Raw genomic sequence first — 26837 nt, 5'->3', positions numbered from 1 at the left:
TTATTGTTCGCTCAAACACGCTCAAGGATCATGGCAATGCCCTGACCCACACCGATGCACATCGTACACAGCGCGTAGCGCCCGCCGCGTCGGTGCAATTCATTGCTCGCGGCCAGCGCCAGTCTGGCACCGCTCATTCCCAGCGGATGACCTAGCGCGATCGCTCCGCCGTTCGGGTTGACATGCTCCGCGTCATCCGGCAAGCCCAGCTGACGCAGCACCCCCAGCGCCTGTGCGGCGAAGGCTTCGTTAAGCTCAATGACGTCCATATCGGTGATACTGAGTCCGGCACGTTCCAGCACCTTACGGGTGGCGGGAACCGGGCCTAATCCCATCAGACGCGGCTCGACGCCCGCGGTCGACATGGCCACAATGCGGGTGCGCGGGGTTAACCCCTGGGCAAGCGCCATCGGCTCGCTGGCGATAATCAGCGCCGCCGCCCCGTCGTTGACGCCAGAGGCGTTCCCCGCCGTCACCACACCGTTCTTGCGAAACGGGGCTTTCAGCGCGGCAAGCTGTTCAAGGGTGGTTTCGGCGCGCGGATGCTCGTCTACGCTCACTTCCGTTACCGCGCCTTTTTTCCCCGTTACCTGTACCGGGATTATCTCCTGCGCCAGAACGCCATTCTGCTGCGCCAGCGCGGTGCGCTGCTGGCTGCGCAAGGCAAATGCGTCCTGATCGGCACGGCTTATATTTAACAATTCCGCTACATTCTCTGCCGTTTCCGGCATGCTGTCAGTTCCGTATTGCTGATGCATGAGCGGATTCACAAATCGCCAGCCGATGGTGGTATCGAAGATCTCCGCCTGACGCTGAAACGCCGCGGTGGCTTTACCCATCACGAACGGCGCACGGGACATGGATTCGACGCCACCGGCGATCAGCAGATCGCCATCCCCGGCCTTAATGGCGCGCGCCGCAAAGCCAAGGGCATCCAGACCGGAGCCGCACAGGCGGTTAATGGTGGTACCGGAAACGGTCTGCGGCAGCCCGGCCAGCAGCGACGACATGCGCGCCACGTTGCGGTTATCCTCTCCGGCCTGATTTGCGCAGCCGAAGATCACGTCATCTATGCGCTCCAGATCGAGCTGCGGGTAACGCGCCAGCAGCGCACGCAGCGGAACGGCCCCTAAGTCATCGGCACGCAGGCTGGATAATCCTCCACCGTAGCGACCGACCGGGGTACGCACACCCTCACAAATAAATGCGTTACGCATCAGGCTTCTCCTGTCACACTGCCGCCGGTGCGGTGGGATTTCCCGCGAAAAAGAGCGACGGTTTTCTGTTGTTGATTCTGAATTTCGATGTCGTAGACGCCGGTCAGTTTGCCCTGATGCTTCACCCGCGCGGTAGCGGTCAGCTTATCGCCAGCAAAGCCCGGACGCAGAAAATCGATGGCGCAACCTGAGGCCACCGCCGCCAGCCCCTGACTGTTGCAGGCGTAGGCAAAGGCGGTATCGGCCAGCGAGAATAGCTGTCCGCCGTGGCAGGTTTTATGCCCGTTAAGCATCTGCGGGGTGATGGTCATGGTCACCACCGCGTAGCCCTCGCCCATCTCGATAATGTCCATCCCCATCGCCTGCGCGCAGGCGTCCCGTTCGTACATCGCGCGGGCGTTATGCCAGGCGTTATGACTCATAACTACTCTCCAGAAGCGCACGCTGGCGCAGCAGTGAACAGGGGCGATAACGTTCCTCGCCGTAGTGACGTTGCAGGTTCTCCAGCAGCGTTAACAGACGCTGCCAGCCAAGGCGCTCGCCCCAGGCGATGGGGCCGCAGGGATAGTTGACCCCTAAGCGCATGGCGGTATCGATGTCTTGCTCACTGGCGACCCCTTTTTGCAGGGCATCCAGCGCTTCGTTGGCAATCATCGCCACCGTGCGCCAGATCAGCAGGCCGGGGTAATCCGCAATCTGGACCACACGTTTCTCCTGGTGCTGCAACCAGTAAATGACTTTCTGCGTGGCGGCGTGCGGGTTGTCGGGCGCGGCGGCTATAACGGCCACATCCCGCTCGATGCGGTCGACCACCACCACCGGACAGCCGTGGCGCAGCGCCAGCGACTGCGCGGTTTCACCCTGCGTTTCGATCAGCAACAGATCGTCAATTTCCGTGACAACGTCACTTCTTCGCTGTGCGCGCATCGGGCTGAAGCTGTGGCTGACCGGGGCGAGCCAGCTGACGGCGGGTTTGTCCTCCTGCCAGCGGTAAACGCCCTGCCCGCTTTTCTTACCCAGACGCCCCGCCAGCACCAGCTCCTGCTGCACCAGCGACGGCAAAAAACGACGCTCCTGCCAGAAGGCGTTAAATACGGAGCAGGTCACGGCAAAGTTGACGTCCTGACCAATCATGTCCGTCAGCTCAAGCGGCCCCATCGGGAAACCCCCGCCGTCTCGCAGGGCGGCGTCGATCACCTCGGGCGCTGCCACCTGCTCTTCCAGCGCGCGCCAGGCTTCCGAGTAGAAAGGACGCGCTACGCGGTTGACGATAAACCCCGGTGTGGACTGGCAGCGTACCGGCTGCTTTCCCCAGCTCAGCGCCAGCTCGCACAGCGCATCGGCCACTTCGGGTGAGGTCGCCAGCCCGCTGACCACCTCCACCAGCTTCATCACCGGGGCAGGATTGAAGAAGTGCAGCCCGGCGACGCGTTCAGGGTGGTTTATCTCCGCCGCAATCGCGGTAACGGAAATAGACGAGGTATTGCTGGCGAGTAGCGTCTGCGGCGGGCAAACCTCTGCCAGCTGGGTAAACAGCGCCTTTTTCACTTCAAGCCGCTCGGAGGCCGCCTCGATCACCAGATCGGCTTTCGCCAGAGCACCGATATTCGTCACCGGCGTCAGGCGGGCGAGGATCTGTTCCCCGGCGTCGGCAGAGAGTTTTCCGCGCGCAACGCGAGAGGACAGCCGCTGGCGAATGCCGTCGACGGCGCGGGAAATCGCCGCAGCGTCAATGTCGTACACCAGAACCGGATGACCGTGGCTGGCTGCCACTTCGGCAATCCCGGCGCCCATGGTGCCGCTGCCAATGACGGCGACCGTATGGATATTCACCATCTTATTTCCCCGTAAAGTTCGGCGCGCGTTTTGCCAGGAACGCGCTGACGCCTTCCCGGTAGTCGTCGCTGCGTCCGGCCAGACGTTGATAGTCGCGCTCCAGATCAAGCTGGGCGTCGAGGGTGTTGGTTTCGGCGGCGTTGATTGCCTGCTTGATCAAGCCCAGGCCATAGGTCGGCTGCGAGGCAAAATGCAGCGCCATCTGCTGTGCGGTGGCGGAGAGCTGCTCGTCGTCCACCACCTGCCAGATCATTCCCCAGGCCTGTGCCTGCTCGGCGCTGAGCTTGTCGCCCAGCAATGCCAGCCCCATGGCGCGGGCGCGTCCGGTCACGCGCGGCAGCAGCCAGGTTCCGCCGCAGTCCGGTACCAGCCCGAGCTTGCTGAAGGCCATCACAAAGCTGGCTGAACGGGCCGCAATCACCATGTCACAGCCGAGGGCCAGCGTGGCACCTGCCCCCGCCGCCACGCCGTTAACCGCGCAAATCACCGGCTTCGGCAGTTTTGCCAGGCGGCGCACCAGCGGGTTGTAAAAAGTCTCAACGGACATGCCCAGATCCGGCGCGGGGCCGGTCGGGTCCACGTTACGGTCGTTGAGATCCTGCCCGGCGCAGAAACCGCGTCCTGCCCCGGTGATCAGCAGGCAGCGGATGGCGTCATCGCGCTCGGCCTGCTTCAGGCATTCGGAAAGCTGCTGGTGCATGACGTCGTTAAAGCTGTTCAGGCGCTCCGGGCGGTTCAGCGTAATGGTCATTACGCCCTGCTCAACATGGCTCAGAATAAATTCCACAATTAGCGTCCTTTAAAGTCTGGGGTGCGTTTCTGTAAAAAGGCGTTGATGCCTTCCCGGCGATCGTCGGTGGCCGCGAGCAGCGCAAACAGCTGACGCTCCTGCGCCAGCCCGGCCTGAAGCGGCACTTCCTGCGACTGGCGAAGCGCCTGCTTCGCCGCCTGTAACGCCAGCGGCGAGTGGCGCGCCATCAGCCCCGCCTGCTTCAGGGCGTACTCCAGCGTCAGCGAGGCCGGGTAGACGTCGCTGACCAGCCCGGCGCTGTGCGCCTGAACCGCCGTGATGCTTTCGCCCGTCAGCACCATTTTGCTGGCCAGCGATTTGCCCACGCTACGGATTAGCCGCTGTGTGCCGCCTGCGCCCGGCATGATCCCGAGGGTGATTTCCGGCAGGCCAAAGCGGGCGTTATCACCGGCAATCACCACGTCGCAGAGCAGCGCCAGCTCACAGCCTGCCCCCAGCGCGTAGCCGTTCACGGCGGCAATCAGCGGTTTGGTGAAGGCGTTTATCCGCGCCCACAGCTGCGGGCGGATATCGTTCAGTGTGGCGGGCAGGTCTTTCTCCGCCATTTCGTTGAGATCGGCCCCGGCGGCAAAGCAGCGTTCGTTGCCGTAAATCACACAGACGGCGATCTCCGCATCCGCGGCGGCGGCTTCAAGCTGCTCCGCAATTTGCGTGAGCAGGGCATTGTTGAGCGCGTTGCGCGCCGCCGGACGGTTAAGCGTCAGCTGCAACACGCGGCCATGACGGGTGACAATCAGTTCGCTCATGCCATCCCCTTCGCATCAAAATCGACGATAACGTCAGCGGTTAACGGCAGCGCCTGACAGCTCAGCACATAGCCTGCGGCCAGCTCGTCCGGCTCCAGGCTGTAGTTGGTCGCCATGTCCACCTCCCCGCGAAGCACTTTGCATTTGCAGGTGGCGCACACGCCGCCCTTGCAGGCGTAAGGCAGATCCGCCCCCTGACGCAGGGCCGCGTCAAGAATGCTCTCGTCGTCCGCCGTCAGGGTGATCTCCCTGTCGCGCCCGTCCTGACGGACGGTGACCTTCTGCCCGTCGGCCTGCACGCTGACTGTCCGTTTAACGGGGGTTCCCGGCGTGTTAAAGCGTTCAAGATGGATCGCTTTTTCCGGCATACCCAGCGCTTTCAGCGCCGCCTCAGCCTCGTCCATCATCGCCGACGGGCCGCAGATGAAGGCTTCATCGTACTGGCGGAAATTCACCAGCGTTTTTGCCAGCGCCTGGAGCTTTTCCCCGTCAATACGGCCATGGAGCAGATCGCTGTCGAGCGTCTCCTGGCTGAAGATGGAGATCAGCTGCAAACGCTGCGGGTATTTATCTTTCAGGTCCGCCAGCGCCCGGCGGAACATCATGCTCTGGCTGCTGCGGTTGCCGTAAATCAGGGTGAAGTGGCTGTGGGCTTCAGTGGCCAGCGTAGCGGACATAATCGCCAGCATCGGGGTGATCCCGGACCCGGCGGCAATCGCCAGATAGTGGCCTTCGCGTTCGGCCTGCGGCTGGTAGCCAAAATGCCCCTGGGGCACCATCACCTCCAGTGCCATGCCCGGTTTGATTTCGTCCCGGGCATAGCGGGAAAAACGTCCGCCCTCGATAGCTTTGACCGCCACGCTGATCTCACCGCACGCGGTGCTCCGGCAGATGGAGTAGCAGCGGCGCAGTTCATCCCCGCCAGGACTGGCTTTCAGGGTCAAATGCTGACCGGGACGGAAGCGGTACGCCTCCTGTAACGCCTGCGGCACCGCGAAGGTAATGGTCACCGCGTCGCGGGTTTCAGGTTCCACTTTTGCCACTGTTAATGAATGAAACGTTGTCATGGCAGCCTCAAATACATTTGAAATAGTCGAAGGGCTCACGGCAGGTATTGCAGCGGTAGAGCGCTTTGCAGGCCGTGGAACCAAATTCACTGATGAGCGAGGTATCGGTGCTTGCACAGCGCGGGCAGCTCACCTCCGCGGGAACGTGGGCATGGCAGCTATGGCCGACAGGCGGGCTGATGCCATATTCCCGCAGGCGCCTGCGGGCATCGTCGGTCATCCAGTCGGTGGTCCAGGCGGGCTCCAGTTGCAGCACAATATGTACCGGGGAAAAGCCGTTCCCGGTCAGAGTTTCGCGGATCGCACCCAGCAGATGCTCCGTTGCCGGACAGCCCGAATAGGTTGGCGTGAAGCCGATGATCCAGCCTTCCCCCTGCGCCTTCACGCTGCGCACCATGCCTAAGTCGGTGATGGTCAGCACCGGCACTTCCGGGTCGGGGATCTGGCTTAACAGCGCCCAAATCTGCGGGATTTGTGCAGGCGCGATGTCGACGAGGCGTTGCATGGCGTCCTCCTTTACCACTGCTGGCCGGGGTAAACGCGCTGGAGATACTGCATCTCTGCCAGCATCGGCCCGAGGTGTTCGGTATGTAGCCCCTTCTTACCGCCCGTGCGATACGCCACCTCTTCGGGCACGCGGAGGGTGGCTTCCGCCAGGCCAGCAAACACTTCGCGCTCCCACGGGTCCCGCAGGTCGCGCGGATCAACCGCCACGCCGTCATCAATTAGCGCCAGCTCGACCTCGTCAGCGTCGAACAGTTCAGCCGTAAAGCGCCACAGGCTATCCACCGCCTGCTGCATTTTTTGTGCGGAGGTTTCTGTTCCGTCCCCCAGCCGCACCAGCCAGCCGCGGCTAAAGCGCAGGTGATAGCGCGCCTCCTTAATGGCTTTTGCCGCGATGGCGGCAAGCTGACTGTCGCTGCTGTGGATCAGCCGCTCGTAGAGCGCCACGTTCCACGCATCCATCAGATACTGACGGGCAATGGTGTCGGCGAAGCTGCCGTTTGGCTGTTCCACCAGCAGCAAATTGCGGAACTGACGCTCATCGCGGCCATAGGCCAGGGTGTCTTCATCACCCTTACCCTCCCGTTCAGCGGCGTAGGTCAGGAAATTGCGCGCCTGCCCGAGCAGATCAAGGCCGATATTGGCGAGCGCCAGGTCAATTTCCAGCTCCGGCGCATGGCCGCACCAGGCGCCCAGACGCTGTGAGAGCACCAGACCGTTGTCACCCAGACGCAGGGCATAAGCAGATACGTTGTTCATCCCCAACCTCACATATGCTCAATGCCATCAGGGATGGTGTAAAACGTCGGATGGCGGTAGACCTTGCTTTCCGCCGGATCGAAAAACTCCCCGCTCTCTTCCGGCTGGGAGGCGACGATTTCACTCGCCTTCACCACCCAGATGGAACAGCCTTCGCTGCGGCGGGTATAGGCATCGCGCGCGTTTTCCAGCGCCATGCGGTCGTCGGCAGCGTGAAGGCTGCCCACATGGCGGTGCGACAGCCCCTGCTTCGAACGGACAAAAACTTCGTATAACGGCCAGTAAACATTGCTCATGGTTGATTCCTCTTATGCGGCCTGGCGGGCGCGTTGTTTTTCCGCGTGGGCCAGAGCGGCTTCACGCACCCATGCGCCGTCGTCCCAGGCTTTACGTTTTGCGGCCAGACGTTCGTGGTTGCAGATCCCGCGCCCGTTGATCACCTCGTCAAATTCCTGCCAGTCGATTTCGCCGAAGCGGTAGTGGCCGCTCTCTTCATCGAAACGCAGGTCGGGATCCGGCACGGTCATGCCGAGCATCTCCACCTGAGGCACCGTGTTGTCCACGAAGCGCTGGCGAAGCTCATCGTTGCCAAAGCGTTTGATCTTCCAGGCGAGACTGCGGGCGCTGTTTGGGGAGTTGTCGTCGTTGGGTCCGAACATCATCAGCGCGGGCCACCAGAAACGGTTGATGGCGTCCTGCAACATCTGCCGCTGTGCTTCGCTGCCCTGCGCCAGCGCCATGCAGGCCTCAAAACCCTGACGCTGGTGGAAGCTCTCTTCTTTACAGATTTTCACCATCGCCCGGGCGTACGGGCCGTAAGACGTACGGCACAGCGCCACCTGGTTCACAATGGCCGCCCCGTCCACCAGCCAGCCAATGACGCCGATATCGGCCCAGCTCAGGGTCGGATAGTTGAAGATGGAGGAGTATTTCATCTTGCCGTCGAGCATCTTTTGATAGATGTCCTCCCGGGCGCAGCCCAGCGTTTCTGCCGCGCTGTAGAGGTACAGGCCGTGTCCGGCTTCGTCCTGAACCTTCGCCAGCAGAATGGCTTTCCGGCGCAGCGTCGGCGCGCGGGTGATCCAGTTTCCTTCCGGCAGCATGCCGACAATCTCAGAGTGGGCGTGCTGTCCAATCTGGCGGATCAGCGTCTTGCGATAGGCATCCGGCATCCAGTCCTGCGGCTCGATGGCCGTCTCCTGTGCGATGCGTTGCTCAAAGCGTTGTTCTTGCGTCACATAACCACCTTTGTGATTCGTTAAATCACCAAAAACAGCATATTGGTGAATCATTTGGTTTCTTAAAAGTTACACAAAGGTTAAATATAACCCCAAGAAGCGTTTGTTTATTTTGTGACGACGCTCGCAAGCCTTTTCATGAAAGGCCGATTACACAAGGCTTTCGGGTGGTCAGGCTAAGCAATAGAGATCACAACGTTAACAATTCATTAAAACTCAGCTTGCTTTTTATGATTCGCGATCAAACTATTTATAGTGAAATCACGAAACACCTGGAGAGAAGAAATGCAGCAGTTAGCCAGCTTCTTGTCCGGCACCTGGCAATCAGGCCGGGGCCGCGAGCGCACCATCACCCACGCCATCAGCGGGGAAACGCTATTTGAAGTCACCAGCGAAGGGCTGGATATGGCGGCCGCGCGCCGTTACGCCATTGAACACGGCGGAGAAGCGCTCCGCGCAATGAGCTTTATCGAGCGCGCCGCCATGCTGAAGGCGGTAGCCAAACATCTTCTGAGCCAGAAGGATCGGTTTTATGCCCTGTCAGCCCAGACCGGCGCGACGAAGGCCGACAGCTGGGTAGATATTGAAGGCGGTATCGGCACCCTCTTCACCTACGCAAGCCTCGGCAGCCGTGAGCTGCCGGACGATACCCTGTGGCCGGAGGATGAGCTGATCCCGCTGTCGAAGGAAGGCGGCTTTGCGGCACGTCACGTGTTAACGTCGAAATCCGGCGTGGCGGTGCATATCAACGCGTTCAACTTCCCGTGCTGGGGGATGCTGGAAAAGCTCGCACCCACCTGGCTTGCCGGGATGCCCGCCATCATCAAGCCCGCCACCGCCACCGCGCAGGTGACTCAGGCGATGATGAAAGCGATCGTCGAGAGCGGACTGGTGCCGGACGGCGCCATCAGCCTGATCTGTGGTGGCGCGGGCGATCTGCTGAACCAGCTCGACAGCCAGGACGTGGTGACGTTTACCGGGTCGGCCAGCACCGGGCAGAGCCTGCGCGTACATCCGAATATCGTCGCGCATTCCATTCCGTTTACCATGGAAGCAGATTCCCTTAACTGCTGCGTGCTGGGTGAGGACGTGACGCCGGAGCAGCCGGAGTTTGCGCTGTTTATTCGCGAAGTGGTGCGCGAGATGACCGCCAAAGCCGGGCAAAAATGTACCGCCATCCGCCGCATCATCGTGCCGGAAGCGCAGGTTGAAGCCGTCAGCCAGGCGCTGATTGCGCGGCTGGAGAACGTGGTCGTCGGCGATCCGGCCCAGGAAGGGGTGAAGATGGGGGCTCTCGTCAACAGTGAGCAACGTGCTGACGTGCAGGAAAAAGTCGATCATCTGCTTGCCTCGGGCTGCCAGATCCGTCTGGGTGGTAAAGCCGATATGCAGGCGGCTGGCGCATTCTTCCCGCCCACCCTGCTGTTCTGCCCGCAGCCGGACGAAACTCCGGCCGTTCACGCCACCGAAGCCTTTGGCCCCGTCGCCACCCTGATGCCGTACCGCAACAGTGAACACGCCATGCAGCTGGCGCGGGCGGGCGGCGGCAGCCTGGCGGGAACGCTGGTCACGGCAGATTCAAACGTGGCGCGGCAATTTATTGCCGGTGCCGCGCGCGCCCACGGACGCATTCAGATCCTCAACCAGGAATCCTCGAAAGAATCCACCGGCCACGGTTCACCGCTACCGCAGCTGGTGCACGGCGGCCCGGGACGTGCGGGCGGCGGCGAGGAGCTGGGCGGCCTGCGTGCGGTGAAGCACTATCTCCAGCGCACGGCCATTCAGGGCAGCCCTTCCATGCTCGCCGCCATCGGCAAACAGTGGGTCCGTGGCGCGGAGGTGCTGGAAGATCGCGTTCATCCGTTCCGTAAATACTTCGAGGAGTTACAGCCGGGCGACAGCCTGCTGACCCCGCGTCGTACCCTGACGGAAGCGGATATCGTGAATTTTGCCTGCCTGAGCGGGGATCATTTCTATGCCCATATGGACAAAATTGGCGCGGCGGAGTCGATTTTTGGCGAGCGCGTGGTACACGGTTATTTCCTGATTTCCGCCGCGGCGGGGCTGTTTGTCGATGCCGGGGTTGGGCCGGTCATTGCCAACTACGGCATGGAAAACCTGCGCTTTATCGAGCCGGTCAAGCCGGGCGATACCATTCAGGTGCGCCTGACCTGTAAACGTAAAACGCTGAAGAAACAGCGCACTGCCGAGGAAAAACCGACGGGCGTGGTGGAATGGGCGGTGGAGATCTTCAACCAGCATCAGCAGGCCGTGGCGCTTTACTCCATCCTGACGCTGGTGGTGCGCCAGCAGGGTGACTTTTAATCAAAGCAATGGCATTAACCTTGCTGCCTGGAGTGTTTGAGCGCATCAAAATAAACGGAAGGTAATACAGGGACTGGTTGGCTTTGATTAATCGAACCATCCAGTCTGCCTGGTTTGGATAAGTTACAACCGGAAACACTAAGCAAATTGACCGTATAGTTAGCATAGTTATTATTTATCGCCGGGAATATTCCCGCGTTAAATTACATGGATGATTAACAGACTATGGCAATTCCTGTTTACCTTTTCTTGACTGACGATGGTGGTACAAAAATTACAGGCTCGGTGGATGTTTGTTACCGTGAGGGAAGCATTGAAGTCACTGGCTTTACACACAATCTTCGCCTCCCAACCGATCCATTGACCGGGAAAATTACCAGTAAACGTAACCATGCCCCAGTCGTATTTCAAAAAGAAATCGATTCCTCCTCCCCTTACCTGATGAAAGCCGTTGCGACTGGCCAAACCCTTAAAACGGCCGAGTTCAGGTGGTATCGCATTAATGACGCCGGACAGGAAGTAGAATATTACAATATGCGTCTCGATAATATTCGCGTCGTTTCCGTTACGCCATTGATGCATGACATTAAAGACCCGACGAAAGAAAAACATAATCATCTTGAAGTCGTGGAACTACGCTATGATAAAATAACATGGACATATTGCGATGGTAATATACAGTTTGCAGACTGTTGGGCTGAGCGTTAAATATGCGAAATCCTTCCTATTCAACACCCTATAATATTGCATCCTTTGCACCACCTGGCGTGGACGTCGTTAGCCACATGATAATAGCGCGATTTCATGGTGGCCCCTCATTAATGACCTACATATGGTTTTATCAAATGGTCAGAAACCATGGTCCCTGGGATTATAAACAAGGCCGTGCAGAGTATGCCAATTTTGGCAATTTTCATTACGGTGCCGTTGGTGCGGCAGCAGGCATTCCTGAGGGAATTCTGCTCCGGGGGGCAGGCACTGCACAGATTCTTGCCGGGGCAAGCGATCCTGCCGAATTTGCAAAATTCCAGAACAATAATAATTACGGTGATGATCCAGTCGATCAGTTATGGATAAGGGCAGGAATAGATTATGCGCGACGTTCGGGTTTTTAACTGGCGAGCTGGAATTATTATCTTTAGTTTTCTCATATTCATTGCATACCCTTTCCGCGATCTTTTTACCGTGTATGAAAATTTGCAGGAAAAGATCAAGGTTAACGATCGTTTAACTCTTTACATCACCCAGGTTGAGACGGGCTCACTGTCTAAAAACAGGTCTCATATTTATCTCTTTGATGCGAAAAAAAGTCCGGAAGAATTCATGTCTAACATTAAGAATATCAATCCCGTCATGATCACCGATGATGATAAAGCTTCAGTGGCAATTAAAAATGGAGACATTTATCTTCGCGTTCGCGGTACGGTTTATTCGTTCACGACGGTAGGTTTCGATGTCTGCATTCATCTCGACAGTTCACCTTACTGAAGCACACTTTCACTTTCACGGGGTGTGATGCACCCCCGGTCTTTTTTTAACCTGGCAAGACTGACAAACAACCTGGCAGATGCAGGCAAACGTTTTTCGTGCGCGCCTGTCAGGATAAGGCTGACACAACACAATAAACACAACAAGATGAGGTCTGCGATGGGAAGCAATTCTTCTTTTTTTGCCCGTAGAACGGCACTGGCCATGGCCGTTGCGCTCTGTTGCGCCTGGCAATCCCCTGTTTACGCTCACGGCAGCGAGGCGCATATGGTCCCGATGGATAAAACGCTTCAGGCGTTTGGCGCGGACGTGCAGTGGGATGATTACGCCCAGATGTTCACCATCGCTAAAGACGGTGCCTTTGTGAAGGTCAAACCCGGCGCCAACACCGCCATCGTTAACGGCAAACCGCTGACGCTCCAGGTGCCCGTGGTGATGAAGAACAATAAGGCCTATATCCCGGAGACTTTTATCAACGATGTCTTTCAGTCCGGTCTTGATCAGACATTCCAGGTTGAAAAACGCCCCCACCCGTTAAACGCGCTGACCGCTGATGAAATCAACCAGGCCGTAGCCATTGTGAAAGCCTCTGCGGATTTTAAACCCAATACCCGCTTTACCCAGATTGCGCTGGCGGAGCCAGAAAAAGCCAAAGTCTGGGACTTCGTGCTTAACGGCACGGCGGTGGATGCGCCCCGCCAGGCCAATATCATTATGCTTGACGGCAAACGCATCATCGAAAGCCGGGTGGATCTGAAGGACAAAAAGATCCTCCGCTGGGAGCCGATCAAAGACGCGCACGGCATGGTGCTGCTGGATGACTTCAATACCGTGCAGCAGATCATCAATGAAAGCCCGGAGTTTGCCGCCGTGCTGAAAAAGCGCGGCATTACCGATCCGAAGAAAGTGATCACCACCCCGCTTACCGTCGGCTTTTTTGACGGCAAGGATGGGCTGAAACAGGAAGACCGCCTGCTGAAAGTGATCAGCTATCTCGACGTGGGCGACGGTAACTACTGGGCGCACCCGATCGAAAACCTGGTTGCGGTGGTGGATCTTGAGCAGAAGAAAATCCAGAAGATTGAGGAAGGCCCGGTCGTGCCGGTGCCGCTCACCCCGCGTCCTTATGATGGCCGTGACCGCGTTGAAACGGTGAAAAAACCGCTGGAGATTATCGAGCCGGAAGGCAAGAACTACACCATTACCGGGGATATGGTGCACTGGCAGAACTGGGATTTTCATCTGAGCCTGGACTCGCGCGTCGGCCCGATGATCTCCACCGTGACCTATAACGACAACGGCAAAAAGCGACAGGTGATGTATCAGGGATCGCTCGGCGGAATGATTGTGCCGTACGGCGACCCGGATATCGGCTGGTACTTTAAGGCCTACCTGGACTCCGGCGACTACGGCATGGGTACCCTGACCTCCCCGCTGGTGCGCGGCAAGGATGTTCCGTCTAACGCCGTGATGCTCAACGAAACCATCCCGGACTATACCGGTGCGCCAATGGAGATCCCCCGGGCGATCGCCATTTTCGAGCGTTACGCCGGGCCGGAGTATAAGCATCAGGAGTTAGGTAAACCCAACGTCAGCACCGAGCGCCGCGAGCTGGTGGTGCGCTGGGTCAGCACCGTGGGTAACTACGATTATATCTTCGACTGGGTATTCCACGAAAACGGCACCATCGGCATTGATGCAGGGGCCACGGGCATTGAAGCGGTGAAAGGCGTGCAGACGAAAACCATGCATGATGCCACCGCGAAGGATGACACCCGATACGGTACGCTGATCGACCATAATATTGTCGGCACCACCCACCAGCACATCTACAACTTCCGTCTGGATATGGACGTGGACGGCATCAACAACAAGCTGGTGGCCATGGATCCGGACGTCAAACCGAACACCGCTGGCGGACCGCGCACCAGCACCATGCAGGTGAATCAGTATGATATTGATACTGAACAGCAGGCGGCGCAAAAGTTTGATCCGGGCACCATCCGCCTGCTGAGCAACACCAGCAAAGAGAACCGCATGGGCAACCCGGTCTCGTATCAGATCATCCCTTACGCGGGGGGCACACACCCGGTGGCGACGGGCGCGAAGTTTGCCCCGGACGAGTGGATTTATCACCGCCTGAGCTTTATGGATAAACAGCTGTGGGTGACGCGTTACCATCCCGACGAGATGTACCCGGAGGGAAAATACCCGAACCGTTCCACGCACGATACGGGCCTAGGCCAGTACAGCAAAGATAACGAGTCGCTGAACGACCAGGATAACGTCATCTGGATGACCACCGGCACCACCCATGTCGCCCGCGCCGAGGAGTGGCCGATAATGCCGACGGAATGGGTGCACACGTTACTCAAGCCGTGGAACTTCTTTGACGAGACGCCAACGCTCGGCAAGAAAAAAGAGCAGAAATAACACGTTGACCGGGCACGATGCCCGGTTTTTCATTCGCTTTCTTGCTGAATACCACTCCCCGATTATAGTTAATGTTACTTCGCTTAATGCTTTTGCAACATCTGAAACATTTTGTAGATATCGAAGTATCCATGAACAACGCTATACATAACCGAGAGGTTTTAGGATGAAAGTCAATGAGATAGTAAGAAGCCTTGCGCTGGCCGGTTTTTTCATTTCCGCCAGTTCAGCCTGGGCCGCAGAAGCCCCTAAGGATGCAACCGCAGCAACTCAGCAGGCCAACAACGCACTCTTCAACCAGCTTCCTTTCTCTGATAACACCGATTTTACCAATGCCCACAAAGGGTTTATCGCCCCGCTACCTCAGGAAATTATCAAAGGGGAGCAAGGCAACACCGTCTGGGATCCACAGCAGTACGCCTTTATCAAGGAAGGCGATAAAGCGCCCGATTCGGTTAACCCGAGCTTATGGCGTCAGTCCCAGCTGATTAACATCAGCGGCCTGTTTGAAGTCACCGAGGGCGTGTACCAGATCCGTAACCTCGACCTGTCAAACATGACCATTATTGAAGGTAAAGAAGGCATTACCGTGGTCGACCCGCTGGTGTCGGCGGAGACGGCCAAAGTCGGGATGGATCTTTACTATAAAAATCGCGGCAAGAAACCTGTCGTCGCTGTTATTTACACCCACAGCCACGTTGACCACTATGGCGGCGTGCGCGGCGTGGTGGACGAAGCCGACGTGAAGTCCGGCAAGGTTAAAGTCTACGCGCCAGCCGGATTTATGGAGGCCGCCGTCGCGGAAAATATCATGGCGGGTAACGTCATGAGCCGCCGCGCCAGCTATATGTACGGCAACCTGCTGAAGCCGGATGCGAAAGGCCAGGTGGGTGCGGGGCTCGGCACCACCACCTCCGCCGGGACGGTGACCCTGATTGCCCCGACCAATATCATCGAGAAAGATGGTCAGAAAGAGGTGATCGATGGCCTGACCTATGATTTTATGCTCGCGCCGGGCTCCGAAGCGCCTTCTGAGATGCTCTGGTATATCGAAGAGAAAAAGCTGATCGAGTCTGCGGAAGATGTCACCCATACCCTTCACAACACCTACTCCCTGCGCGGTGCGAAAATTCGTGAACCGCTGCCATGGTCGAAATACATCAACCAGGCAATTGTACGCTGGGGTGATAAGGCCGAAGTTATCATGGCGCAGCACCACTGGCCGACCTGGGGCAACGAGAATGTGGTTAACCTGCTGAAAAGCCAGCGCGACCTCTACCGCTACATCAACGACCAGACCCTGCGCATGGCGAATGAAGGGCTGACGCGTGACGAGATCGCCGCCAACTTCAAGCTGCCGAACTCCCTGGCCAATACCTGGGCCAACCGAGGCTATTACGGTTCAGTCAGTCATGACGTCAAAGCCACCTACGTGCTCTATTTAGGCTGGTTTGACGGCAACCCCGCGACCCTGGATGAACTGCCGCCTGAAGAAGCCGCGAAGAAATTTGTGGAGTATATGGGAGGCGCGGATGCCATCCTGAGTAAAGCTAAAACCGATTTTGACCAGGGCAACTATCGCTGGGTGGCTCAGGTGGTCAGCAAAGTGGTATTCGCCGATCCAAACAACCAGGCCGCACGTAACCTTGAAGCGGATGCCCTGGAGCAGTTGGGTTATCAGGCTGAATCCGGCCCATGGCGTAACTTCTACCTGACCGGCGCGCAGGAGTTGCGTAACGGCGTGGTGAAAGGTCCCACCCCGAATACCGCCAGCCCGGATACCGTGCGCGCAATGACGCCAGAAATGTTCTTTGACTATCTGGCGGTGCATATCAATGGTGAAAAAGCAGCAGATGCAAAATCGGTGTTTAACATCGACCTCGGCAGCGACGGCGGCAAATACAAGCTGGAGCTGGAAAATGGCGTGCTGAACCACACGGCGAACGCCGAAGCGAAGGATGCTGACGCGACCGTGACCCTCAACCGCGATACGCTGAATAAAATCATCCTGAAAGAAGTGACGCTTAAACAGGCTCAGGATAATGGCGATATCAAAGTGACGGGCGATGCCGCAAAACTCGATGCCATGCTCGGTTACATGGATAAATTTGAATTCTGGTTTAACATTGTGACCCCGTAAAGGCATGCACTCGCGGGCGGTCTTTCCGCCCGCCACAGGGACATTCTCTCTCATGGAAAAAAGACACAACGCCACTCCGGAGCCCGCGACCTGGCCGACCCGTAACGCCATGGTTGTCCACGGGCTGGCCATGAACCTGCCGTGGCTCGCCTTCGTCAACGCGAGCTTTGCGCTAATGATCCTGCTGCGCAATTCCCTGTTCGGCCAAATTGATACCCTCTTACACGTCAGCCCACCTCTCACACAGATGATTGACGCTTCCATGCTGGGGGTAGTCATCCTTTCCGTGGCGTTGGTAATAATGGCCTGGCGCCACATCCGCGGCGTCAGCGCCGTGCTGTTAATGTGTAGCCTGCTATGGTCGATAAGTTGTTACTGGTTTATCAACGTGATACAGCTTCCTCATCCCTGGCCGATATTCGTTACCCTGCTGATGGCCGGTATGACCGCGCTCTATTTTCATCCGGTGGGGCTGGTGTGCTTTATCGCGCCGCTGTGGATCACCATGCCCGTTGCCAGCATGCTGCTGAATCAGGAGATGAACCTTCGCTTTGCCGGGCTGTGGGTGGTGTTCACGTTCATTCTCGTTTGCGGACGCTACATCCTCTTGAGCTGGTTTGAAGAGGCCTGGCGTCGCAACCAGCAGAATCAGCGTTTAATTTCGCGGCTGGATGCGCTGGCCCATCAGGATCCGCTGACGAAAACGGCCAACCGCCGGGCGATGGAGCTGGTGCTGGAAAACGCGGTGGAGCAAGGCAAACGCTTCACGGTCCTGATGCTGGATGTCGACTACTTCAAACTGTATAACGACACCTATGGTCACCAGGCAGGAGACGCGTGTCTCGCGCGGGTCGCGGAGGTGCTGACCTCCTCGGTGCGCACGCCAGAGGATGTTGTTTCGCGCTACGGTGGTGAGGAGTTCGTCGTGATCCTCTTTGACTGTGAAGAAAGCGTTGCTGAGAAAGTCGCCGCGCGGATCCAGGCTGGCCTGCGCACCGCAGCCATTGCGCACAGCGCGTCGAAGGTGAGTGAATGTGTGACGGTGAGTATGGGCATTGCCGGCTATACCCCAGGACTGGCCGGCCCGGAAATCATCGCCCGCGCCGATGCGGCGTTGTATCGGGCGAAGGAGTCCGGGCGGGATAGGTGGTCGCTGTAAGTTACGCCGGGTGGCGCTGCGCTTACCCGGCCTACAAAACCAACCTTTTCCTTGCTCCCGTAGGCCGGGTAAGGCGTAGCCGCCACCCGGCGTTTTTTTAATACCGCACACACACCGACTTAGTTTCGCACCAGCCGTCCAGCCAGTCGGGGCGGAAATCATTGCCCGCGCCGATGCGGCGCTGTACAGGGCGAAGGAGGCCGGGCGGAATCGGTGGTCGCTGTAAGTTACGCCGGGTGGCGCTGCGCTTACCCGGCCTACAAAACCAACTTTTTTCCTCGATCCCGTAGGCCGGGTAAGGCGTAGCCGCCACCCGGCGTTTTTTTAATACCGCACACACACCGACTTAGTTTCGCACCAGCCGTCCAGCCAGTCGGGGCGGAAATCATCGCCCGCGCCGATGCGGCGCTGTACAGGGCGAAGGAGGCCGGGCGGAATCGGTGGTCGCTGTAAGTTACGCCGGGTGGCGCTGCGCTTACCCTGCCTACAAACCAACCTTTTTCCTCGATCCCGTAGGCCGGGTAAGGCGTAGCCGCCACCCGGCGTTTTTTTAATACCGCACACACACCGACTTGGTTTCACACCAGCCATCCAGCCAGTCGGGGCCGAAATCGCGCCCGGTGCCAGACTGCTTCATGCCGCCGAACGGCAGGTTGGCATCTATCAGCGTGTGGCTGTTAACCCACACGGTTCCGGCCTGTAGCCTGTCGGTGTACTCCAGCGCTTTACTGATGTTCTGCGTCCAGACGCTGGCCGTTAAGCCGTATTCAGTGTCGTTCGCCAGCTGAAGCGCCTCTTCCCCGTCAGCTACACGGACCAGATTCACCACCGGCCCGAAGACCTCTTCACGCGTCAGTCGCAGATGATTATCCGGGTTGACCACCAGCGTTGGCGAAACGTAATAGCCTTTGCCGTCTGGCCCCCGGTTCCCGGCGATCAGCTCCGCATTGTGCGCCTTCGCCTCATCCAGAAACGCCTGGACCTTATCGCAGTGGGCGCGCGACACCAGCGGGTTGATAAACGCATCCGGCGACATGCCCGGCCCGACGCTCAGGGATTTCACGGCCTGTTCAAAGCCGCTGACCAGCGTGTCGAACAGCGGAGCTTCAATATATATACGTGAACTGGCCGCGCAGACCTGCCCCTGATTCAGGAAGCTGCCGGTCATCAGCCCTTCAATCACCCACGCTGGATCGGCATCTTTCAGCACGATGGCCGGGTTTTTGCCGCCCAGTTCCAGCGTCACGCCCGTTAGCGTATCCGCCGCCGCGCGGGCAATCTGCTTGCCCGTCGCCGTCGATCCGGTAAAGCTCACTTTGGCAATGCGCGGGTGCGAGGTCAGTGCGGCGCCACAGACGGCGCCACTGCCGGTCACCACGTTGAAAACGCCATCCGGGATCCCCGCCTCGCTCGCCAGTTCCGCCACCCGTAACAGGGTGAGCGGCGTGGTTTCCGAGGGTTTGATCACGATGGAGCAACCTGCCGCCAGCGCGGGCATCACTTTCCACATGCCAATCATCAGCGGAAAGTTCCACGGCACAATCCCCGCCACGACCCCAACCGGCTCTTTACGCGTCCACGCCTGATAACGCGCGCCCTGCGGCAGTGGAATCGAGAGATCGAGGGTTTTACCGGCAATTTTGGTGGTCAGCCCTGCCGTGTAGCGCATCCAGTTCAGGGTGCAGCCCACCTCGAAGGCGCGGGAAATGTTAATCGATTTCCCCTGCTCCAGGGTTTCGAGCTGTGCCAGCTCTTCGCCATGCTGTTCCACCAGATCCGCAAACCGCAGCAGGATGCGTTCCCGCTCTGCGGGAAGCCGCCCGGCCCAGCTTCGGGCGACAAAGGCGCGCCAGCCAGACATCACCGCACGATCGACATCATCAACGCTGGCATCGGCGGTGGAGGCAATGACCTCTCCGGTCGCCGGGTTATAGACGTTCAGACGCTTTTCGCTATCGGATGCCGCCTGACGCCCTTCGATCCACAGGCCGTGCTGGCGATCTAAAAACTGCTGCACGCCAGGCAGGACGGCGACGTGTGATTCGGACATAGGATACTCCTTCGTTATGCTTCGCAGGGTGTGTATGCAGTCTAAGAGGGGATTCGCATTCCTGCTTTTGTCTGTGTGACATTCGCTTTGCCAGCTGTGACAGGCTCCGCAAATCGTGATAATTCCCGCTTATATCGCTGTAACCGTTGAGTGTTCTTTCCTATAGTCAGCCTCGTAGGCCTGACAAAATGCAACATAAATGCAACAATGCGAAAACAGTGACGGTTCAGCGAGAAAATCAATGGCATGTGCAAGCGAACAGGACAATTTTCAGCAGTGGCTGGCGCAAATTAACCAGGTTTGTGGGCGCTTTGCGGCACGTCCGTTAGAGGGGGCGTTTCTCGGCGAACTGGAAACCAGCTACACCCAAAGTCTGAAGCTGAGCACGGTGACCGCCGCAGGCGTTAACCTGTTTCGCACCCGTCAGGAGATCAAAAACGGCAACGATGCCTGGTTCTACACCGTGTTTCAGCTGGAAGGCAGCGCCGGAATCGAACAGGACGACCAGCGCGCGCTGCTGAAAGCCGGGGATATCACGCTGATTGACGCCTCCCGCCCGTGCTCAATTTACTGGCAGGAGCGTTCCCGCCAGATTTCGCTGCTGCTCCCGCGACAAATCATTGAGCAACACGCGCGTTTTCAGGAAGTGAGGTGCGCGTTGCCCCTCTCCCGCAGTCTGCCTACCGTACAGCTGAGCTACCGACTGTTACAGGAGAGCATGGGCAATGCCGATCTCAGCGCCAGTGAAAGCGAAGCGGCGCTGGAGGCGATGGTGTGTCTGCTGCGTCCGGCCTTCCAGCAGCATGACGAGGTGCTGCCGCGCAAGGAGCGTCAGTTCCGCCACGTTCTGTCCCTGATTGACGATCATATTCAGTCGGAGGCGTTAAGACCGGAGTGGATAGCCTCAGAGAGCGGCATGTCCGTGCGTAGCTTGTACCGCATGTTTGCCGGGAAAGGGCTGGTGGTGGCGCAGTATATTAAGAACCGTCGCCTCGATTTATGCGCTCAGGCGCTGCGTTCCATCGGCGATGACGAAAAGCTGGCGGGCATTGGCTACAGCTGGGGCTTTACCGACCATAGCCATTTTTCCACCGCCTTTAAGCAGCGTTTCGGGGTTTCGCCGGGCGAATACCGTAAGCGTTACCGCTAGTTACTTTTTCAGCCATTTGCCGTTAATCCCCTTCACGTACTCACCCGGCTGCGCGCGGGCCACCAGCTTTTGCCCCGCCATTTTCGCCACCTCGTCGACGGGCAAATTATTGCTGTCAGCAAGCTGCTGGTAACTTTCCGTGCGTGCGGCGTTGATACGGTTCACCAGCGCCAGGGTTTCAGCGTCGTGCTGAACGGGCGCAAGATAGCCGCTCAGGGTTTCCCCTACGCGCCCCTGGGTGCGCGCATCGTTGAGCGTAAGCGTGGCGGCGTGAACGTTCATCCCCAGCGCCAGTAACATCAGAGCTAATCGTTTCATGGCATCCTCAGAACAGATCGCTGCGGGATTTCAGTAGGGCTTCGACGTCTTTATCCACCTTGATATGGATTTCATGCTCGATTTTCACGTTCATGTTGATGGTGATCGGCTCTTTGGGCGCCGCCACTTCAATGCGCGGCGTGCAGCCTGACAGCAGCGCGACGACGGCCACGGTGAGTACACCAGCCCTCTTTTTCATTGTTGTTCCTCACTTTCCTTGCCTGTCGAACCGCGGAGAAGGGGTATCGCCGCATGTTGCTCAAACCATGTTTGCAGATTGTCCCCAAAGCGCAGGCTGCGCCAGAGGGTAAAAATGTTCTCTTCATGGGTGTAATTCAGGTTAACGAAACTGCTTTTGCCCTCGACGCGGCTGGTGCCTTTAATGGCCGCCTGCATGGTTAACACACCCAGATTATCCACATTGAGTTTTGTCCACGACTGCGAAATTTCCATATAGCGGAGCCAGTTGATCGCCGCCCCGGCAACCACGTTGTCTTTCACAATGGCATCCGCCGTGTCCTGGTCGATGCGCAGCGTCATCGGCCCCGGGTTGGTCAGCCAGCCATCTTTAATGATCCATTTCTCATTGTCCAGCCAGAACGGCAGCGCGCCGCTCACCGGGCCGGACATGGCAAACTGCTTCGGATTTACCGCGCTTATCAGTTCGCTGGAGGAAATATTATCCACGCGCAGTAAAGCCGGATCGTGCTGCGGCATTCTCAACTGCTGCATGGTGATTTTCCCGCCGAGTGCTTCCACCTTCACGTTGGTGAGCAGGAGCGGGTTCGCTTCGGTCCAGGGATAATCGCCCTGAAGATCCGCGGTGATATTTCGGGCTGTGACCAGGTTTTTCACCTCGTCAATTCGTAACGTTACCGGTCCGCGCGTGCCCAGTGACCAGGTGCCCTGGCTTAAGCGGAACGGCAGAACAAAATCAACGCCGTTGATTTCGTTATCCGGCATCCACGCGCTGCCCGCTTTCAGCACCCCGTGCCCCCCGGCCTCAAACCCCTGGTCGGGGGCCGCTGAGAAAGCCACCTGCGCGTACATTTCGCCGCCGCGCAGGGTCATTTTCCAGTCTGGCGGGATCAGCGGCTGGAACACTGTAAGAGACTGTTTTGGCCACCAGGCCTGACCGCGGAGGCGTTCGCCGTCCCAGCGTCCATTCACCTGGACCGGGCCGATGTCATCCGCATGAAGATTCCCTTTAAACTGGAACACCGTCGGGTCTGTCCCGTCAACGCTGAAGGTCAAAACGGACGGCGGCAGCACGCTTCCGCCTGAAAAGCTTGTTTGCCCGGCATTGAGCGCGAGCGCGCCGCTAAAGGTGGGGTTATCCGGGTCCCGCGACCAGCGCACCGGGTGATCCAGCACCAGGCGTGGCTTGCTGACCAGCATCGTGCCGTACTGCAATTTGTCGAACCCCGTGGAAAGATCGGTCAGTTCGATAACGTTGTCGCGCCACTCCCCGGTTCCCCGGACATCCCAGCGCGCGTTCATCGGCGTGAAGTTCCCTTTACCCCAGTAGCGCCACTGCCACAAACCGTTGTCCGGTAAAAAGTCGTTAGCCTGGCCGTCCAGATGCAGCTCAAAATTGCCCATCTCGTTTTCATGCGCCCGCAGAATGGCTTGCAGGCGGCCATCCACGCCCTTTTGCGTGAGCTTCACGCCCGCCAGCGGCCAGCGGATCTCATCGATATCCAGCGAGTCAATGATGCGTCCGCGCGAGCGCAATAGTGCGCCGGGTTCAAACGTAAGCTGCGGATCGTAAAGGCTGCCGGTCAGCTTCGCCGGGAGTCTGGCATACAGGATCAGATCGTTTTGCTTGGCTTCCCCGCTCAGGTGCAGCGGCATAGCGCTGTTTTCTATACTGAGCGAGCCGGGACCGATATTCAGCACCGCGTTGCCCTTACCCGCGTCCCCCTGGGTCAGCACGTTGAGCCGCCCCGTGAAGGTGGCTTTTTCCAGCCCCTGCTGCCAGTTATCCACCTTCAGGCCGATGCGACCGCTCATCGGCATACCGGAGGCTGACCAGTTCCAGCGCCCGTCGCTGATGGTCAACTGCTGAGCGGTGATCTGCCACGGTAAATCGAGCAGCGGATCGGGGTTGTCCCGAGCCATAACCACCAGCTGGCCCTGATTATCCTCCCAGTCCAGATCGGCATCGACCAGCGAGGATAACTGTGGCACGTTAAAGGTCGCGACCGTATGCCCTTTCACCGGTACGCCGTCCGGCACCAGCGGCAGGGTAAATTCACCGACCAGCTTCACGGGCTGCGACTGGTCCGGAAGCTGCACATCGAACTGGCTGATGGAGAGCGTCTGGCCGCGCAACTGCCCCTTAATGCTCACCTGCTCGCCTTTATAGGTGATGTCCTGGCGGGCTGGCGTGAGTGAGGCATGCAGCTCACCCTCCCATTGCTGCCAGGGAGAAAGGGTAAAACGGTGGATGGTCAGCCAGGTGTTGGGCAGGATGGCCTGCCACTGCGCCAGCGTTTTCGGCGCCACCGTAGACGGCGCCGATTGCGGTAATTTGCTCAGGCAGACAGAGTTAAGTTCAAGTGCGCCAATATCCAGATCCCAGCGGCTGGGGTGTGACAGGGTCACGTTTTCCACGCGGGCAATTTCGCACTCTTCTACCAGATAACGGAGATCGGGGATGATCAGGGCGTGGCGCGTGAGCCGTGGGCTTTTTTCAAATGCGATGCGTGTTCCAACGGGAAGCCAGATCCCCGCGAGCGTGGGCACCCATTGGGCGAGCGTCATCAGCAGCGTCAGCGGCACAAGAAATAGCAGCAGTAATAGCGCGATTGCGGCTTTGTATTTACCCTTCATGGGCAGTTAATATCCTGATTTTGCGAAATAAATAAGCCGTTCTTGCCGCTCATTGTCGCATGTTTAGCCAGTCAGTTGAAGGTAATGCCATTTTTAAGAGTAGATGCTCTACAATAATTCATAGAACTTATTGATTTCAATGAATTTTGAAAAATTGTAAGATAATTTTAAACATGCTAACGTGGTTCCAAAATCACTGGAGAAAGTCTTATGAAACTCGCGGTATATAGCACAAAGCAGTACGACAAAAAGTATCTGCAACATGTTAACGAGACGTACGGTTTCGATCTTGAATTTTTCGACTTTCTGCTGACTGAAAAGACGGCTAAAACCGCCCACGGCTGCGAAGGCGTGTGTATCTTCGTTAACGATGACGGTAGCCGACCGGTACTGGAAGAGTTGAAAAAACAGGGCGTGAAATACATTGCCCTGCGCTGCGCGGGCTTTAACAACGTCGATCTCGATGCCGCCAAAGAGCTGGGTCTGAAGGTTGTTCGCGTTCCGGCCTATTCTCCGGAAGCCGTGGCAGAACATGCCGTCGGGATGATGATGTCGCTCAACCGTCGTATTCACCGTGCCTATCAGCGTACCCGTGATGCCAACTTCTCTCTGGAAGGGCTGACTGGCTTTACCATGTACGGTAAAACCGCAGGCGTGATCGGTACCGGCAAAATTGGTGTGGCCGCCCTACGCATCCTGAAAGGATTTGGCATGCGCCTGCTGGCGTTTGATCCGTACCCAAGCGCCGCTGCGCTGGAGCTGGGCGTGGAGTATGTCGATCTGAAAACGCTCTTCTCGCAGTCTGATGTTATCTCCCTGCACTGCCCGCTGACTCCTGAAAACTATCACCTGCTTAACCAGTCGGCGTTCGACCAGATGAAAGACGGCGTGATGATCATCAATACCAGCCGCGGCGGACTGATCGACTCTCAGGCCGCTATCGAAGCGTTGAAAACGCAAAAAATCGGCGCGTTGGGTATGGACGTGTATGAGAACGAACGCGATCTGTTCTTTGAGGATAAATCTAACGACGTGATTCAGGACGACGTGTTCCGTCGCCTGTCGGCCTGCCACAACGTGTTGTTCACCGGCCACCAGGCGTTTCTGACCGCCGAAGCGCTGATCAGTATTTCGGAAACCACGCTGGGGAATTTACAGCAGCTTGATAAGGGCGAAGCGTGCCCTAACGCGATCGTTTAAGACCGTCAGGCCGGGTGGCGGTAACCTCTGCCCGGCCAATAATAAGCCCATCAGAAAAATAAGCACAGGTTAACTATTACGATGGGTAACGTTCATCGTAAATATAACAATCAAGGATATGACTGTTCCGGTGTGACCATATCAGAATGAGGCTCTGCTGAAGGCTGCGTGATTTGCTGCACTATCGTAACCAGTTGTTCAAAAACAGCTCTCATTTGCGTCGGGTAGGTTAAAGACAACCAGGTTGCCAGCACTGCTCCAGCCAAAAAGCCCAACTTCATACACCATCCCTAATAAATTTAGCGAGATACAAGCTTTAACGTATGTGTGGTGCCGGGTGCCTCCCGGTGAGTCGTTGGTCAGCCACCTTGACCCGCTACTGATTGCCTAAGCTACACGTGCTGTTTAGCCCCTCCGCACAGGGGGATTCACCACCCGAGAAAAATAACACAGTGCCCCGGCTGGTTTAGGGGATATTTCGTTTAAAAATAAATAATGACCATACAAAATTAATCTATAACTGTTTTCTGGAACCCTTCTACACTTTAAGCGGATATATCAGTAATAAGATTAATATAAGTCAGTTTTATTACGTCCCTAAATGCTGGGCTATTTACTTAGCCTTCACACATGTTGCCATTAGCAGAGGAGTCTGAAATATGGCATTCGTAACAACGAAAGATGGTGTCAGTATTTATTACAAAGACTGGGGTCCGAAGGATGCGCAGCCGATCGTTTTCCATCACGGCTGGCCGCTGAGCGCCGATGACTGGGATAACCAGATGCTCTTTTTCCTTGCAGAAGGCTTCCGCGTCATCGCCCTCGACCGTCGTGGTCATGGTCGTTCCGATCAGGTGAGTGAAGGTCATGATATGGATCATTATGCCTCCGACGCATCAGCCGTGGTCGAAAGCCTTGATTTGCGTAATGCCGTGCACGTCGGCCACTCCACCGGCGGAGGCCAGGTCGCCAGATACGTTGCGAAGTACGGCCAGCCTCAGGGGCGGGTGGCCAAAGCGGTACTGGTCAGCGCCGTTCCTCCGCTGATGGTAAAATCAGACACGAACCCCGGCGGTACGCCCATTGAGGTGTTCGACGGCTTCCGCCAGGCGCTGGCCGCTAACCGCGCCCAGTTTTACCTCGACGTCGCCAGCGGTCCTTTCTATGGATTTAACCGAGACGGAGCAGAGGTTTCGCAGGGAACAATCCAGAACTGGTGGCGTCAGGGTATGATCGGTAGCGCCAAAGCCCACTATGATGGCATTAAGGCATTTTCAGAAACCGACCAGACGGACGATCTCAAAGCTATCACCGTTCCCGTCCTGGTGTTGCAGGGTGATGACGATCAGGTCGTCCCGTATAAAAATGCCTCCCTTCTTCAGGATAAGCTGCTCGCAAACAGCGAGCTAAAAATCTATCCAGGCTTCCCGCATGGGATGCATACCACGCATGCAGATACCATAAATGCCGATATCCTGACGTTTATTCGCTCATAAAGACGTTGATTATCCATAAAACAACCGGGCACCATGCCCGGTTCTCTTTTGCGGCAAGAATTGAG

Annotated in this window: 24 protein-coding genes; 10 read left to right on the top strand and 14 right to left on the bottom strand. The window is 57.6% G+C overall.

Annotated elements, in window-relative coordinates:
- Nucleotides 1–11: 11 nt before the first annotated feature.
- From pcaF to paaA, 10 genes are read right to left on the bottom strand one after another with little or no spacing between them, the layout of a single operon-like run.
- Entirely contained in the window at nucleotides 12–1217 is a 1206-nt protein-coding gene (gene pcaF / locus BFV65_RS09715; protein WP_022648027.1) for a 3-oxoadipyl-CoA thiolase, read from the bottom strand.
- A complete protein-coding gene (gene paaI / locus BFV65_RS09710) occupies nucleotides 1217–1639 on the bottom strand; it encodes a hydroxyphenylacetyl-CoA thioesterase PaaI (protein ID WP_023300032.1) in 423 nt (140 codons plus the stop codon). Before paaI ends, pcaF begins: the two co-directional genes overlap by 1 nt.
- The gene (gene paaH / locus BFV65_RS09705; protein WP_069596524.1) at nucleotides 1629–3053 is read right to left on the bottom strand and encodes a 3-hydroxyacyl-CoA dehydrogenase PaaH; all 1425 of its coding nucleotides are present in this window, start codon (nucleotides 3051–3053) and stop codon (nucleotides 1629–1631) included. Before paaH ends, paaI begins: the two co-directional genes overlap by 11 nt.
- A 1-nt stretch (nucleotide 3054) precedes the next feature.
- The gene (gene paaG / locus BFV65_RS09700; protein WP_108367520.1) at nucleotides 3055–3843 is read right to left on the bottom strand and encodes a 2-(1,2-epoxy-1,2-dihydrophenyl)acetyl-CoA isomerase PaaG; all 789 of its coding nucleotides are present in this window, start codon (nucleotides 3841–3843) and stop codon (nucleotides 3055–3057) included.
- A complete protein-coding gene (gene paaF / locus BFV65_RS09695; RefSeq protein ID WP_022648023.1) occupies nucleotides 3843–4610 on the bottom strand; it encodes a 2,3-dehydroadipyl-CoA hydratase PaaF in 768 nt (255 codons plus the stop codon). The genes paaG and paaF overlap by 1 nt, the downstream gene beginning before the upstream one ends.
- Nucleotides 4607–5677, bottom strand: a complete 1071-nt coding sequence (gene paaE, locus BFV65_RS09690; protein ID WP_063149991.1) for a 1,2-phenylacetyl-CoA epoxidase subunit PaaE — start codon at nucleotides 5675–5677, stop codon at nucleotides 4607–4609. Before paaE ends, paaF begins: the two co-directional genes overlap by 4 nt.
- 7 nt (nucleotides 5678–5684) lie before the next feature.
- Nucleotides 5685–6182, bottom strand: a complete 498-nt coding sequence (gene paaD / locus BFV65_RS09685) for a 1,2-phenylacetyl-CoA epoxidase subunit PaaD (RefSeq protein ID WP_022648021.1) — start codon at nucleotides 6180–6182, stop codon at nucleotides 5685–5687.
- A gap of 11 nt (nucleotides 6183–6193) precedes the next feature.
- Nucleotides 6194–6940, bottom strand: coding sequence for a 1,2-phenylacetyl-CoA epoxidase subunit PaaC (gene paaC, locus BFV65_RS09680; RefSeq protein WP_023314089.1), 747 nt, complete (start codon nucleotides 6938–6940; stop codon nucleotides 6194–6196).
- 8 nt (nucleotides 6941–6948) lie between these two features.
- Nucleotides 6949–7236, bottom strand: coding sequence for a 1,2-phenylacetyl-CoA epoxidase subunit PaaB (gene paaB, locus BFV65_RS09675; protein ID WP_003857353.1), 288 nt, complete (start codon nucleotides 7234–7236; stop codon nucleotides 6949–6951).
- Nucleotides 7237–7248: 12 nt separating this feature from the next.
- Nucleotides 7249–8178: a 1,2-phenylacetyl-CoA epoxidase subunit PaaA gene (paaA, locus tag BFV65_RS09670; protein ID WP_003857355.1), complete on the bottom strand. Its 930-nt coding sequence runs from the start codon at nucleotides 8176–8178 to the stop codon at nucleotides 7249–7251.
- A gap of 285 nt (nucleotides 8179–8463) precedes the next feature.
- Here paaA and paaZ point away from each other — a divergent pair, with 285 nt between their 5' ends.
- The 7 genes from paaZ (at nucleotide 8464) to BFV65_RS09635 (ending at nucleotide 17723) form a co-directional block, all read left to right on the top strand.
- On the top strand, nucleotides 8464–10503 hold the full coding sequence (gene paaZ / locus BFV65_RS09665; protein WP_069596523.1) for a phenylacetic acid degradation bifunctional protein PaaZ: 2040 nt from the start codon (nucleotides 8464–8466) through the stop codon (nucleotides 10501–10503).
- 225 nt (nucleotides 10504–10728) lie between these two features.
- Complete coding sequence (locus tag BFV65_RS09660; RefSeq protein WP_022648017.1) at nucleotides 10729–11211, top strand: Hcp family type VI secretion system effector; 483 nt, start codon at nucleotides 10729–10731, stop codon at nucleotides 11209–11211.
- Nucleotides 11212–11324: 113 nt separating this feature from the next.
- Nucleotides 11325–11618 carry a polymorphic toxin type 44 domain-containing protein gene (locus tag BFV65_RS22410; protein WP_236724048.1) on the top strand — a complete coding sequence of 98 codons (294 nt, stop codon included), beginning with the start codon at nucleotides 11325–11327 and terminating at the stop codon, nucleotides 11616–11618.
- Nucleotides 11596–11991 carry a hypothetical protein gene (locus BFV65_RS09650; protein WP_022648016.1) on the top strand — a complete coding sequence of 132 codons (396 nt, stop codon included), beginning with the start codon at nucleotides 11596–11598 and terminating at the stop codon, nucleotides 11989–11991. Before BFV65_RS22410 ends, BFV65_RS09650 begins: the two co-directional genes overlap by 23 nt.
- Nucleotides 11992–12150: 159 nt before the next feature.
- A complete protein-coding gene (gene tynA, locus BFV65_RS09645; protein ID WP_069596522.1) occupies nucleotides 12151–14424 on the top strand; it encodes a primary-amine oxidase in 2274 nt (757 codons plus the stop codon).
- 166 nt (nucleotides 14425–14590) lie between these two features.
- A complete protein-coding gene (locus tag BFV65_RS09640; protein ID WP_022648014.1) occupies nucleotides 14591–16564 on the top strand; it encodes an alkyl/aryl-sulfatase in 1974 nt (657 codons plus the stop codon).
- Nucleotides 16565–16616: 52 nt separating this feature from the next.
- On the top strand, nucleotides 16617–17723 hold the full coding sequence (locus BFV65_RS09635) for a GGDEF domain-containing protein (protein WP_069596521.1): 1107 nt from the start codon (nucleotides 16617–16619) through the stop codon (nucleotides 17721–17723).
- 550 nt (nucleotides 17724–18273) lie between these two features.
- Here BFV65_RS09635 and BFV65_RS09630 read toward each other — a convergent pair.
- Nucleotides 18274–19773, bottom strand: coding sequence for an aldehyde dehydrogenase family protein (locus BFV65_RS09630; protein WP_022648012.1), 1500 nt, complete (start codon nucleotides 19771–19773; stop codon nucleotides 18274–18276).
- Nucleotides 19774–20014: 241 nt separating this feature from the next.
- Between BFV65_RS09630 and feaR the strand changes: the two genes are divergently transcribed.
- Entirely contained in the window at nucleotides 20015–20923 is a 909-nt protein-coding gene (gene feaR, locus BFV65_RS09625; RefSeq protein WP_023300024.1) for a transcriptional regulator FeaR, read from the top strand.
- Here feaR and BFV65_RS09620 read toward each other — a convergent pair whose 3' ends face one another.
- The 3 genes from BFV65_RS09620 to BFV65_RS09610 are packed head-to-tail and all read right to left on the bottom strand — an operon-like array spanning nucleotide 20924 to nucleotide 24076.
- Nucleotides 20924–21241 carry a YdbL family probable chaperone protein gene (locus tag BFV65_RS09620; RefSeq protein ID WP_022648010.1) on the bottom strand — a complete coding sequence of 106 codons (318 nt, stop codon included), beginning with the start codon at nucleotides 21239–21241 and terminating at the stop codon, nucleotides 20924–20926.
- A 7-nt stretch (nucleotides 21242–21248) separates the two neighbouring features.
- Nucleotides 21249–21440: a YnbE family lipoprotein gene (locus tag BFV65_RS09615; protein WP_003857369.1), complete on the bottom strand. Its 192-nt coding sequence runs from the start codon at nucleotides 21438–21440 to the stop codon at nucleotides 21249–21251.
- Nucleotides 21437–24076: a YdbH family protein gene (locus BFV65_RS09610; protein ID WP_069596520.1), complete on the bottom strand. Its 2640-nt coding sequence runs from the start codon at nucleotides 24074–24076 to the stop codon at nucleotides 21437–21439. Before BFV65_RS09610 ends, BFV65_RS09615 begins: the two co-directional genes overlap by 4 nt.
- A gap of 210 nt (nucleotides 24077–24286) precedes the next feature.
- On the opposite strand from BFV65_RS09610, the gene BFV65_RS09605 reads away from it, so the two are divergent.
- On the top strand, nucleotides 24287–25276 hold the full coding sequence (locus tag BFV65_RS09605; RefSeq protein WP_003857375.1) for a 2-hydroxyacid dehydrogenase: 990 nt from the start codon (nucleotides 24287–24289) through the stop codon (nucleotides 25274–25276).
- Nucleotides 25277–25935: 659 nt separating this feature from the next.
- Nucleotides 25936–26772: an alpha/beta fold hydrolase gene (locus BFV65_RS09600; protein ID WP_022648007.1), complete on the top strand. Its 837-nt coding sequence runs from the start codon at nucleotides 25936–25938 to the stop codon at nucleotides 26770–26772.
- Nucleotides 26773–26837: the final 65 nt, after the last annotated feature.

It is taken from the genome of Enterobacter hormaechei subsp. hoffmannii (assembly GCF_001729745.1).
In the GTDB taxonomy this organism is placed as follows: domain Bacteria; phylum Pseudomonadota; class Gammaproteobacteria; order Enterobacterales; family Enterobacteriaceae; genus Enterobacter; species Enterobacter intestinihominis.
The sequence above is the reverse complement of the archived record's forward strand: the minus strand, read 5'-3'. Positions and strand labels throughout refer to the sequence as shown.